Genomic DNA, 12,524 nt, shown 5'->3' with positions numbered 1-12,524 from the left:
AGCGGCCTGAAAATGAGTTTCCCTGAGAATTACGCTGTCGCGGCCTTAGAGGCTTTCTCATTGACGTCATCGTCCTGAGTCATACGGTTCAGTTTCGGAGCCGTCAGCAGCATCAGAACAGCGATAACAGCCGTTGCGACACCAATCTGCAGGAACACACGACCGTAGACTTCAAGGGACATCAGCGGGTCAGTCACGTTCTCTGGTACAGCCATCATGTTAGCGACGTAGCCACCGATGATGTTTGCACCGGCAGTGGTCAGGAACCAGCTACCCATGATGAAGCCCATCAGGCGTTGTGGAACTAACTGTGCCACCATTGCCAGACCCAGACCGGAGATCATCAGCTCACCGATACTTTGCAGACCGTAGCAGATAATCAGCCAGTTAACGGAAACGATGCCCGCATCGGTAGCGAATTTCGCGCCCAGTGGCAGGATCAGGAACGCGCCGGAACACAGCACCATACCAATCGCAAACTTGGTCGGCATTGGCAGGGTATCGCCCATCTTGTTATAGATAGCAGCGAGGATTGGGCTACCAATGATGATCCAGAACGGGTTCAGCGCCTGGTACTGTTCAGGTTCGAAAGCAATGCCAAGAATAGAGTGCTCAACGTTACGAATCGCAAAGAAGTTCAGTGAGGTCGGCATCTGGCTGTACAGCACGAAGAAGATAATCGCTTCCAGCATCAGAATGAAGGCGACGATCATTTTGCGACGCGCAGCACCGTGCATGGTGAAGGCTTCTTTACCGAAGATGAACACGATACCCAGCGCAATGACGCCCAGAACCATACGTGCGATCTGCTGGTTGTGCAGCAACCAGGTTGCAATCGCGATCAGTACCACAACGCCAGCAATGGTCAGCAGCAGGTTACGGAAGTTGATCGGTTCAAAGTCAGGTTTAGAACCGTACTGTTTAACCCAACGCTGGCAGAATGCGAAGTTAACAACGGTAATCAGCATACCCACGACGCTCAGAGCGAACGCGGTGCTCCAGCCGTAGCGCGCAGCCAACCACGGTGTTGCCAGCATAGAGAAGAATGAACCGATGTTGACGGACATGTAGTACATGGTAAATGCACCATCAAGACGCGGGTCATCTTTGGCATAGCAGGTAGAGAGCAGGGAGGATGGGTTTGCTTTAAACAGGCCGTTACCGACCGCGATGGCCGCCATGCCCATATAAACGATACCCGCATCGTGACCGGACCATGCTACCAACGCATAACCGATGGCCAGCACAACGGCACCCAGCATAATGACACGTTTTGTTCCCAGAACTTTATCACCTAACCAGCCGCCAATGGCAACCAGACCGTACACCAGGGCGCTAAAGGACGAGAAAAGGGTGATGGAATCCGCTTCTGACATACCCAGCTGTTTAACCAGGTAGACGGCCATAATCCCTTGCAGGCCGTAATAACCAAAACGTTCCCACAGCTCAATAGAGAAAATGAGATAGAACGCTTTTGGTTGTTTGAAGGCGTTTAAACTTACGCTTTCTGTTGGTTTATTGTTTGCAGTAGACACTTTTACCTCTTTTTTTACATCCCATATCAACGGGGGTGTTCAGGTACGTGATGAGTCAAGTTCATCCGTCCGATTGTTATAGTGGGAGGGGAAACGGCAAGTAATGTTCACTATCTTGACCCTTCAGACAAGTGGTTTGTAATAATCTGTTACATATATCATGACTGGTGAAATCGTCGGGGCTGTGAAATGTTATCTAGCGTTAAATTTCTTCATTTCTAAAATGGCAGATTTTTACACTGTTTAATCACCGCCATAACCGCAATGTGGCGATATGTTCTGCTATTTAAGGTTGAATCCAGTGATATAGGCCATTATCTGAAAAATAGGCAGTGTAATGTTTTGTTTAGAAACTGTGCAGTTAGGTCATCTAATTGTCACCTTAACTAAAAAATAAAAATTTATTAACATTGTGTTAGCTGGATGATCTGGATCACGTATAGATAGAAATTTCTTTTGCTAAAAAAACGATTAACCTGCTCAGGTGTTAATTAACAAGAATATTGCATTAGATATGAGCAATTGAATGGCATCATTGTCGGGAAAATAAACGCTAGGGAGTGCATAACTAATCGTGATGTATGTAAGGGGCTAGGAGGATGCCCCGGCAGCATTAGATATCGACTTTCTCTTTGAATTCGCAGAGATCTTCAATAATACAGGAACCACAGCGCGGCTTTCTGGCGATGCAGGTGTAGCGACCATGAAGAATTAACCAGTGATGGCAATCGACTTTAAATTCACTGGGTACGACTTTCAGCAGCTTCTCTTCAACCTGCTCGACGTTTTTACCCGGGGCGAATTGCGTGCGATTACAGACGCGAAAAATGTGGGTATCTACAGCGATAGTGGGCCAGCCAAAGGCGGTATTTAACACCACATTAGCCGTCTTTCGCCCAACGCCGGGGAGAGCTTCTAACGCCGCACGGTCTTCTGGCACTTCACCATTATGTTGTTCCAGCAGAATGCGGCAGGTTTTAATTACGTTTTCTGCTTTGCTGTTAAACAAACCGATTGTCTTGATGTAGGACTTAACACCTTCAACACCGAGCTCCAGCATCGCAGCAGGCGTATTGGCGACGGGGTATAGCTTAGCCGTCGCTTTATTGACGCTGACATCGGTCGCTTGTGCGGAGAGCAAGACCGAAATCAACAGTTCAAACGGCGATGTAAAATTAAGCTCGGTTGTTGGATGCGGGTTGTTATCCCGCAGGCGCGTCAGTATTTCCAGACGTTTTGCTTTGTTCATTACGCATTCCCTGTTTCACCCGCGGGACTGTCCACGACAGCCGCCTCGGCACGACGTTTCTTCATTTTCTCATCAATCAGATACTTCACCGCCAGCATCAGACCCAGGCCAATAAACGCGCCCGGTGGCAGCATGGCCAGCAGAAACGGTGTATCAGTATGGAAGATCTCAACGCGCAAGACTTTGGCCCAGCTACCCAATAAACCGTCTGCACCATCAAACAGTGTACCGTTACCAATTATTTCACGCAGCGAGCCCAGAACAAACATGGCACCTGTTGCGCCCATGCCGATGGAGAAACCATCAAGTGCGGATAACGCAGGGCCCTTTTTGGCGGCGAAGGCTTCTGCACGGCCAACAACAATGCAGTTGGTTACAATCAGCGGGATGAAGATGCCCAGAGACTGATACAGGCCGAAGGCGTAGGCATTGATCAACATCTGTACCGCACTCACCACGGAGGCGATAATCATGACATAAATCGGAATACGAATTTCTGGCGGTGTCCAGCGGCGAAGGGCTGAAATCGTCAGGTTGGTCAGCGTCAAGACGAGCGTAGTCGCAAGTCCAAGACCCAGCGCGTTAGTTGCGGTAGAAGTGACGGCCAACAGCGGACACATCCCGAGTAGTTGCACAAGCGCGGAGTTATTTTTCCATAACCCCTGGACAATCACGTCTTTAATTTCGCTCATGGTTATTCTCCACAGGCGCTAAGTTGAGGGAGTTGCGCAGGCAGCGTCTGCGCATACAGGCCGGCACGTTTAACCGCGTTAACCACCGCACGTGGTGTAATGGTTGCGCCAGTAAACTGGTCAAAGTCGCCGCCATCTTTTTTCACTGCCCAGTGAGAGGTGTTATCCGCAGAAATTGTTTTACCGCTAAAATGGGTGATCCAGTCGGACAGTCGCAGTTCGATTTTATCGCCCAGCCCAGGCGTTTCATGGTGTTCGGTAACCCGCGTACCCAACACGGTACCCGTGAAATCGACACCCACCAGCAGTTGAATCGCCCCGGAATAACCATCTGGCGCCGTAGCTTCAAGAATCGCAGCAACAGGACGATCGTCCTGACGGGCAATATATACACGGTGCGTACCTTTGCCTAACGCTGGCGCATTGACCAGATAACAACTTTCAGACAAGTTATTATTGTAGCGATCGCCAGGCAGAACCTGATCGAACAGCGTTTTTTGCTGTATCGCGGCCTGTTCATCAATGGTTGACTTGGTTAATTGATTGATTGCTGCGGTTAACCCCGTTGAGCCCGCAGCAAACAGCGCCAGTGTAATACCGTGTTTACGAATCGTTTTCAGCATATCTAGTCCTTAGCGATGTCCGTACACGCGAGGGCGGGTGTAATAATCAATCAGGGGAACCGTGATATTGGCCAGCAACACGGCAAAAGCCACGCCATCAGGATAACCACCAAAACTGCGTATCAACCACACTAACAGGCCCGCAAGCGCGCCAAAAATCAGACGACCACGGTTGGTTGTTGATGCTGTAACGGGATCGGTAAGAATAAAGAACGCACCTAACATCGTCGCGCCGGAAAGCAAATGCAACTGAGGCGATGCCAGTGAGTCTGGCGAAAAAATCCAACCTAAAGTGGCGCAAACGGCGAGCGACAGCAGGAAGCTAACCGGGATATGCCAGCGAATCGCTTTTTGCCATAACAGCACGATGCCACCAACCAGCCAGGCAAGGTTCACCCACTGCCAGCCAGCGCCTGCCAGCATGCCGCTGTAGATCGGGTATTGCATCACCTGCTCAACGGTACGTCCGGCATGCAGGGATGTCTTAAAGGTATCAAGAGGTGTTGCCTGACTGATACCATCGATACCCATACGCAGCGAATTCATATCCCCTCCGCTGGCGGTATGCCCGTTAAAGATAACGTTCAGGGCGTCAAAGAAACCAGGCACCGTGGCCGCAATTTCATGCGGCGGCAGCCAACTGGTCATCTGTACCGGAAATGAGATGAGCAGCACGACATAACCAATCATGGCAGGGTTAAACGGGTTCTGCCCGAGCCCGCCATACAGCTGTTTCGCAATGATAACCGCAAATACCGTGCCTAATACCACCATCCACCATGGCGCGAGGGGCGGAATACTGACGGCCAAAAGCAACCCAGTGAGTAGCGCAGAGTTGTCTTTTAAAATTGCCACAATGGGTTGTTTACGCAGTTTAAGCACACCCGCTTCGGCAGCAATAGCGCTGATGGCAGCGAGAACGATCTGGAACAACGTGCCCCAGCCGAAGAACCACAGCTGAGCGGCGATCCCCGGCAATGCAGCAAGTAACACCAGCATCATGATACGCGATGTCTGGCGCTGGTTATGGGTATAAGGGGAGCTTGCTATTCTGAATACCATTTATTCCTCGTTTACAACCTGCTGCTGTGCGGCTTTCTTTGCCTGAGCGCGTGCGATGGCGGCCGCGACGGCGGCTTTACGTGGATCAACCGGCTCGGCTGTTTCTGTTACCGCTTCTTGTTCAAGCTTGCGGGCTTTGGCGCGGGCGATTGCCGCTTCCACGGCAGCTTTACGCGGATCAATCGGTTCGGTTGTTTCTGTTACCGCCTGCTGCTCGAGCTTGCTAGCTTTGGCGCGGGCGATTGCCGCTTCCACGGCAGCTTTACGCGGATCAACCGGCTCGACTGTTTCTGTTACCGCTGCTTGTTCAAGTTTGCGGGCTTTGGCGCGAGCGATTGCTGCTTCGACGGCGGCTTTACGTGGGTCAACCGGCTCGGCCGTTTCTGTTACCGCTTCTTGCTCAAGCTTGCGGGCTTTGGCGCGGGCAATTGCCGCTTCCACGGCAGCTTTACGCGGGTCTGTACCCGTGCTGCTGCCTTCACTTTGCGGCGGATTTTCCTTACGGGAAGCACGAGCTTGCGCCTTACGCGCCTCGCGTGCGGCAATCACGGCGCTATTGTCAGGTTTTTCACCTGCCTGAATGACCACCGGTTGCAGCGCCTGAGCCTGCTTTTCTTTTACGCGAGCCAGCGCGGCGGCAATGGCATCATGATCTTTGGCCGCCGGCTGAGCAGCGGCGCTCTTATGGCGTTCAAGACGTGCCGCTTTTTCACGTTCAAGGCGCGCCTGTCGGGCTTCAAACCGAGCTTTTGCTTCTGCGGCGCGCTTTTCTTCCTGACTAATGGCGTAAATCTCGGCTTTTTCCTGACGGAAATACTGTACCAGTGGAATATTGCTTGGGCATACCCAGGCGCAGGCACCGCATTCAATACAGTCGGCGATATTGTGGGCCGTCGCTTTGTCGTGCTGTTGCCCTTTACTGAACCAGTAAAGCTGTTGTGGCAGGAGATCGGCCGGACAGGCATCGGCGCATGCGCTACAGCGAATGCAGCCTTTCTCTTCTGGCGTTTCACCCATTTCACTGGCAGAGGGGGCCAGAAGACAGTTGGTTATCTTCACCACCGGGACATCCAGCCACGGCAGCGTAAAGCCCATCAGCGGCCCGCCCATAATCACCATCTGGTCGGAGGAAGGGCAGAAGCCCGCGTCGTTGAGCAGATGACGAACCGGCGTACCTAAACGCGCCCAGACGTTGCCCGGACGACTGACTGCTTCACCGGTTAGCGTCACGACACGTTCGGTGATCGGCTCTCCGTCGATTACTGCACGTTTAATTGCATAGGCGGTTCCGACGTTTTGCATCAATACGCCGATATCAGAGGAGCGTCCGCCGTGGGGAACCTGCTTGCCGGTCAGGATTTGTGTTAACTGCTTGGCCCCGCCGGATGGGTACTTGGTGGGGATCACGCGTAGGCTAATGTCGTGTGAATCAGCCAGCACCGCGCGCAGCATAGATATTGCCTGCGGTTTGTTATCTTCGATACCCAGGAGGATCTCGCGTGGCTGAAGAATGTGCGCCAGGATGCGGATACCTTCGACGACCTGAGCGGCACAGTCCTGCATCAGGCGGTCATCTGCCGTAATGTACGGCTCGCATTCGGCGGCGTTAATGATCAGCGTTTCAATTTTATCTCCGCCGCCCTGCAGTTTAACGCCGGTGGGAAAACCTGCGCCACCCAGCCCGGCGACGCCGTACTGATGAATACGCGCAATCAGCTCTTCCCGGCTGTGGGAGCGATAATCGGTCCAGCCGTCTCGCTCAATCCAGCGATCTTCGCCATCGGCGTCTATGATGACGCTCAACTCAGCCAGTGCTGAAGGATGCGCGGTGGAGTGCGGGGCAATGGCAACAACGGTGCCTGATGTTGGCGCATGGACTGGAAGCATTTTGCCACGTCCGCGGGTTAAGGCCTGACCACGCAGCACGGTGTCACCCACGTTTACGCACAGTTCACCCTCCGCACCAATATGTTGTTTCAGCGGAATAACGAAACGTGGCGCCAGCGGAACCTGTCGCAACGGCGTTCCGTTTGACTGGGTTTTCATTTCTGGTGGATGAATGCCGCCATCAAAGTCCCAGATTTTATTTTTTCTGAATGCAGAGAATAACTTAAACATGTTGTTCCACGGGAATGATGCGCACAGGGATGGTGTTTAAATCCCATTTCCAGCTATCGGGTGTCTCGGCTACCGGGCGTAATTCAATACATTGCGTCGGGCACGGGTCAACGCACAGGTTGCACCCGGTGCAGAGATCGCTCATTACCGTGTGCATGGCGCGGGTCGCGCCCACGATGGCATCGACCGGGCAGGCCTGAATACACTTAGTGCACCCAATACAGTTATTTTCATCAATGACCGCCAGCATTCGCACCGGCGTAACGTCTTGTTCATCGCCATCAATAGGCTGCGGATCGACATTCAGCAGGGCGGCAATTTTTAACATCACCGCTTCGCCGCCGGGGGCGCAACGGTTAATTTTTTCACCCTGAGACCCGATCGCTTCAGCATAAGGATGACAGCCCGGATAGCCGCACTGGCCACACTGGCTTTGCGGGAGAATTTCATCAATTTTCTCCACGACCGGATCATCTTCAACGGCAAAACGTCGTGAGGCGTACCCCAAAATAGCGCCGAACGCCAGACCCAGTAGACTCACTGCGGCAACGGCAATCCAGATAGCATTCATTACAACTTCACCAAACCACTAAAGCCCATAAAGGCCAATGACATTAAACCAGCGGTAATCAGCGCAATCGCATTGCCGCGAAACGGCGCTGGGACGTCCGCCACGGCGAGGCGTTCGCGGATCGCGGCGAACAGTACCATCACCAACGAGAAGCCGACGGCGGCGGAAAAACCGTATAGCGCCGACTGTAAAAAGTTATGGCCGAGGTTGATGTTCAGTAGCGCCACACCTAACACTGCGCAGTTAGTGGTGATCAGCGGTAGGAAGATCCCCAGCAGGCGGTACAGCGCAGGGCTGGTTTTGCGCACAACCATTTCGGTAAACTGCACGACGACGGCGATAACCAGAATAAAAGCCAGCGTGCGCAGATAGATGAGATTGAGCGGAATTAGGATCCAGGTATCAATCAGCCAAGCGCAGATGGATGCCAGTGTCATGACAAACGTCGTGGCAAGGCCCATACCCATTGCGGTTTCCAGTTTTTTGGAAACGCCCATAAACGGGCAAAGGCCCAGAAACTTCACCAGTACAAAGTTATTGACCAGTACAGTTCCGACAAACAGCAGCAGGTAATCAGTCATTTTTCGGCCTGAAATAAAAAGCCGCCTATTATCTGACAATCTTCAACAGGCGACAACAGGTTAACTGTAGGGTTATTACGGGTTCACAAACGTCGATTTAACGCGCTGCGATCGTTTGAAGTAGGGCACCAACAGTGCTGCAGCCAGTAATGGGAACAGCAGTTGACGCACGGCAAAAGCGTCTGGGACGGGTGAAAACGCAAACGCTTTAATCGCCAGCAACACGGAGATCAGCAGCCACAGAATGTAATGCTTAGGTACACAGGCTCTGTGTTTGAAAAACGCAATCGTCAGCCACAGTGTGTAATACCACATGGCGATCGCGGTAATAAAGGAAACACCCCATAACAGCAAATTTGCCGTACTTTGCTCACCCAGCGTTTTGAAGGTTTGTGGTGTAGCCAGCGCAGTGACATAAAGTAATAACGCCAGCGAAGCGCTCAACAACGCGACTAACAGCCAGGCCAGTGGCCCAAGTAGCCAGCCTCCGATACGTTGTGCCGGTGTCGTAGTCATCTCTTCTCCAGGTTTACGCGCGCAATCAATCATGCCATTCATTTTGGGGCAATTATTATAAAGCTTTTAACGTTGAGCGCTACTTTCTTCTTTATTGCACGTAATGCCAGACTGATTTAGGTACCTGACCAACATCAAACAGACGACCTCCGGAGATAAGCTCCGCACGGCGATGGTCTGCGGCACGGTACATATTGATAATGTCGTTATCATCGGTGAGCGTGTAGTTAAGATGGTCGAACAGTTTTTCCAGACTTTCGAGCGAACTGATTTTGCGGAATTTTAATAAGTAATCCTGAACGGTCATAAATGCAGATCCATATTAATAAAATAATACCAACGGAGTAGAAAATATAAAAATAAACAACGAGCACAGGTCAAAGCGCATTTACGTGCAAATGTAAGAAGAGTGTTCATACCTGTGAAAAATCAGGCGCTATGCGCGTCTTGAGCAAGGGTAACGCGCTTAGCGATCGCTGGCAATATGCAGCGGAGCGGGACGCGGCATAATTCGCTTTTTTTGACAGAAAGCGATCTTTTACCGGCAGACCCTGCAACTACCAATGTTAATTGCCGGGCAATAAAAGGCTGCGGATGCTTATTTCTTCTGCACTGCCGCAACGGGCTCTGGTGGCTGGTAATTGTCAATATGATTGGCAACACCCAGCAGGATCACGGAGACGGCGAGAACAATCCAACCTGTTAATTCAATAAGACGATTCATTACTGATGACATTTGCTTTGATTTATCCATAAACACAGGCTGCAAATGTTACTAATCTCTCATTAATACAGCAAGATGATTGGGAACGATTTCTACCTCTTTTTCGCTGCAAGTTAAGCATAAGTGGCATATGTTTGACTTAAGTTAAAAAACAACCTTTGTAGCGCAAAGGTTATTAAACTATTGAGACGTTGCAAGGTATGGTGTGAAATAGGTCAGTCCTGAATTGAGAGGCAATAACATGAGTGACAACATCCGCGTTGGGCTAATTGGCTATGGTTATGCCAGCAAAACCTTCCATGCCCCACTGATTGTGGGCACGCCGGGTCTGGAACTGGCTGCAGTGTCCAGTAGTGATGAAGCAAAAGTGAAGGCAGACTGGCCTACGGTAACGGTTGTTGCTGAGCCTAAGCATCTTTTTAACGATCCAAATATCGACCTGATTGTGATCCCCACGCCAAACGACACGCACTTCCCGTTAGCAAAAGCAGCGTTGGAAGCGGGCAAACATGTGGTTGTTGATAAGCCCTTTACCGTGACACTGTCACAAGCACGTGAGTTGGATGCGCTGGCACGTAGCCTGGGGCGTGTGTTGTCTGTATTCCATAACCGCCGCTGGGACAGTGATTTTCTGACGCTGAAAGCTCTGCTGGCGGATGGTGTTTTGGGAGAGGTGGCGTATTTCGAATCCCATTTCGATCGTTTCCGCCCACAGGTTCGTGACCGTTGGCGTGAACAGGGCGGTCCGGGAAGCGGTATCTGGTACGATTTAGCACCGCATCTTTTGGATCAGGCGATTAATCTGTTTGGTTTGCCCGTCAGCCTGACGGTAGACCTGGCCCAGCTGCGTCCGGGCGCGCAGGCGACGGATTACTTCCATGCCATCCTGACGTATCCGCAGCGTCGTGTGATCCTGCATGGCACCATGCTTGCCGCTGCAGAATCGGCCCGTTATATTGTGCACGGATCGCGCGGCAGCTATGTGAAGTATGGTCTTGACCCGCAGGAAGAGCGTTTGAAAAATGGCGAGCGGTTGCCACAGGAAGACTGGGGTTATGATATGCGCGATGGCGTATTGACGCGAGTCGAAGGCGAAGAGCAGGTTGAAGAAACCTGGCTGACCGTACCGGGCAACTATCCGGCGTACTATGCTGGCATTCGGGATGCGCTAAACGGCAACGGTGAAAACCCGGTACCGGCGAGACAGGCTATCCAAATTATGGAGCTGATTGAGCTGGGTATAGAATCTGCGAAACATCGTTCGACGCTGTGCCTTGCCTGATTAGGTAAATGGCGCAAGGCGATACCTTCCTGGCATTGTATCCGGCCTACAATGAAAACCAACGTAGGCCGGATAAGCGTTAGCGCTATGCGGCACTTTACCTGTTACGCTGCGGCGACTTTCTCGCGCAAGGCTCGTTTTTCCTCGTTACTCAGGAATGCCATTTCCAGACCGTTGATTTGCGCCTGGCGGATCTGTTCGGGCGTTAGGCCTGCAGCTGGTGCGGCAATGGTGTACTCGTGAATAATATCCACACCCTGAACAGCCGGGTCGTCCGTATTCAAACTGGCGATAACGCCATGCTCAAGGAACGTTTTCAGCGGATGGTTCGCTAGTGAGGCAACGGTGCTGGTCTGAATGTTTGATGTCAGGCAGGATTCGATGCCGATACGGTGCTCGGCGAGGTAATCCATCAACGCACGATCTTCAACGGCTTTAACGCCGTGACCAATACGCTCAGCGCCTAGCTCTTTAATGGCCTGCCAGATGCTTTCTGGTCCCGCGGCTTCGCCCGCATGTACGGTGATATGCCAGCCGGCGTCGCGTGCCTGGTTGAAGTGAGACAGGAACAGGCTGCCCGGGAACCCCAGTTCGTCACCGGCCAGATCCAGTGCCGTAATATGGTCTCGGTGGGCTAACAGCGCATCCAGTTCCTGCAGACAGGCGGCTTCGCCGAAAGTACGGCTCATAATGCCAATTAAGCGAGCTTCGACGCCAAAGGTCTTGCAGCCCTCGCGTACGCCTGCGATGACGGCTTCAACCACACCTGCAACCGGGAGCTGATGCGCCATCGCCATGTAGCCTGGGGAAAAACGCAGTTCAACATAGTGCAGGCCGTTACGTGCTGCATCCTCAATATTTTCAAATGCCACGCGACGACACGCATCCAGCGAGGCCAGTACCTTCACGCCCCAGTCGAGCTTGGATAAAAAACTCACTAAATCTGGCTCAGTTGATGTGACTTGCACATGAGGGATCAGCGTTTCCAACGTTTGTGCCGGAAGCGTTAAGTTGAACTGACGGCCCAGATCCAGGATCGTTTGTGCACGGATGTTACCATCAAGGTGGCGATGGACGTCGGTCAGGGGGAGGGAAGTATCAATCATGGTCGCACTCGTGTATTTAGGTAAAGTGCAGGCCATTATACAACAGAAAAATGTTCCTCTAAAAACTTTAAAAAAAGCAGTGCAGAGTTCGGGGTTATGGGGAAGCAAGCATCGCTAAATTGTTGGCCATGCTGTTAGCGCACCAACAGAGTGGTGTTCCGACTCCCTGATCCTTGAGACCGTATCACGATGCTTTTGCCTTGCGGTAGTAAGACGGGCGTAAAGTAAGCAATAACGCATTTCCTGCAGCATGTGTGTAATAAAATGATTTTATTTTAAGATTATTTACCTCGTTTTTATTTAATTACTGTCTGTCAGTGTTATTTCACTCGGATATTTGGTGATGCTGCCAACTTACTGATTTAGTGTATGATGGTGTTTTTGAGGTGCTCCAGTGGCTTCTGTTTCTATCAGCTGTCCCTCCTGTTCAGCTACTGACGGGGTGGTGCGTAACGGCAAAAGCAC

14 protein-coding genes are annotated in these 12,524 nt (G+C 51.7%); 2 read left to right on the top strand and 12 right to left on the bottom strand.

Translation table 11 applies throughout. From position 1 onward, the window contains the following. Positions 1-29 precede the first annotated feature (29 nt). The 11 genes from dtpA to blr all read right to left on the bottom strand — a co-directional run bounded on the left by dtpA (position 30) and on the right by blr (position 9,671). On the bottom strand, positions 30-1,535 hold the full coding sequence (gene dtpA / locus ACHHZ7_RS22040; protein ID WP_020996425.1) for a dipeptide/tripeptide permease DtpA: 1,506 nt from the start codon (positions 1,533-1,535) through the stop codon (positions 30-32). Positions 1,536-2,148: 613 nt separating this feature from the next. Further along, complete coding sequence (nth, locus tag ACHHZ7_RS22035) at positions 2,149-2,784, bottom strand: endonuclease III (protein ID WP_003029161.1); 636 nt, start codon at positions 2,782-2,784, stop codon at positions 2,149-2,151. Then, positions 2,784-3,476, bottom strand: coding sequence for an electron transport complex subunit E (locus tag ACHHZ7_RS22030; protein WP_008784678.1), 693 nt, complete (start codon positions 3,474-3,476; stop codon positions 2,784-2,786). Before ACHHZ7_RS22030 ends, nth begins: the two co-directional genes overlap by 1 nt. 2 nt (positions 3,477-3,478) lie before the next feature. After that, positions 3,479-4,099 (bottom strand): electron transport complex subunit RsxG, encoded by a 621-nt coding sequence (gene rsxG, locus ACHHZ7_RS22025; RefSeq protein WP_032943336.1) that lies wholly within the window; start codon positions 4,097-4,099, stop codon positions 3,479-3,481. 9 nt (positions 4,100-4,108) lie between these two features. Continuing rightward, positions 4,109-5,161, bottom strand: coding sequence for an electron transport complex subunit RsxD (gene rsxD, locus ACHHZ7_RS22020; RefSeq protein WP_008784680.1), 1,053 nt, complete (start codon positions 5,159-5,161; stop codon positions 4,109-4,111). Beyond that, on the bottom strand, positions 5,162-7,279 hold the full coding sequence (rsxC, locus tag ACHHZ7_RS22015) for an electron transport complex subunit RsxC (RefSeq protein ID WP_192464110.1): 2,118 nt from the start codon (positions 7,277-7,279) through the stop codon (positions 5,162-5,164). After that, positions 7,272-7,850, bottom strand: a complete 579-nt coding sequence (rsxB, locus tag ACHHZ7_RS22010; protein WP_032943340.1) for an electron transport complex subunit RsxB — start codon at positions 7,848-7,850, stop codon at positions 7,272-7,274. The genes rsxC and rsxB overlap by 8 nt, the downstream gene beginning before the upstream one ends. Then, complete coding sequence (gene rsxA, locus ACHHZ7_RS22005) at positions 7,850-8,431, bottom strand: electron transport complex subunit RsxA (protein ID WP_003029144.1); 582 nt, start codon at positions 8,429-8,431, stop codon at positions 7,850-7,852. The genes rsxB and rsxA overlap by 1 nt, the downstream gene beginning before the upstream one ends. Before the next feature lie 75 nt (positions 8,432-8,506). Then, a complete protein-coding gene (locus tag ACHHZ7_RS22000) occupies positions 8,507-8,947 on the bottom strand; it encodes a DUF2569 domain-containing protein (RefSeq protein ID WP_060682250.1) in 441 nt (146 codons plus the stop codon). A 91-nt stretch (positions 8,948-9,038) separates the two neighbouring features. Further along, positions 9,039-9,254 (bottom strand): transcription modulator YdgT, encoded by a 216-nt coding sequence (ydgT, locus tag ACHHZ7_RS21995; protein ID WP_008784684.1) that lies wholly within the window; start codon positions 9,252-9,254, stop codon positions 9,039-9,041. Positions 9,255-9,545: 291 nt separating this feature from the next. Next, entirely contained in the window at positions 9,546-9,671 is a 126-nt protein-coding gene (gene blr / locus ACHHZ7_RS21990) for a division septum protein Blr (protein WP_003029134.1), read from the bottom strand. A 241-nt stretch (positions 9,672-9,912) separates the two neighbouring features. Between blr and ACHHZ7_RS21985 the strand changes: the two genes are divergently transcribed. Next, positions 9,913-10,953, top strand: a complete 1,041-nt coding sequence (locus ACHHZ7_RS21985; protein WP_060682249.1) for an oxidoreductase — start codon at positions 9,913-9,915, stop codon at positions 10,951-10,953. A 104-nt stretch (positions 10,954-11,057) separates the two neighbouring features. On the opposite strand, the gene add is transcribed toward ACHHZ7_RS21985, so the two are convergent. Then, complete coding sequence (gene add / locus ACHHZ7_RS21980) at positions 11,058-12,059, bottom strand: adenosine deaminase (protein ID WP_008784687.1); 1,002 nt, start codon at positions 12,057-12,059, stop codon at positions 11,058-11,060. A gap of 394 nt (positions 12,060-12,453) precedes the next feature. On the opposite strand from add, the gene ACHHZ7_RS21975 reads away from it, so the two are divergent. Then, positions 12,454-12,524: IS1 family transposase (locus ACHHZ7_RS21975; protein WP_001568368.1), on the top strand; the 71-nt coding region annotated here is incomplete at its 3' end.

Source organism: Citrobacter freundii complex sp. 2024EL-00216 (assembly GCF_043945515.1).
GTDB classification, from domain to species: domain Bacteria; phylum Pseudomonadota; class Gammaproteobacteria; order Enterobacterales; family Enterobacteriaceae; genus Citrobacter; species Citrobacter portucalensis.
This window is presented reverse-complemented; position numbering and strand designations above follow the sequence as displayed.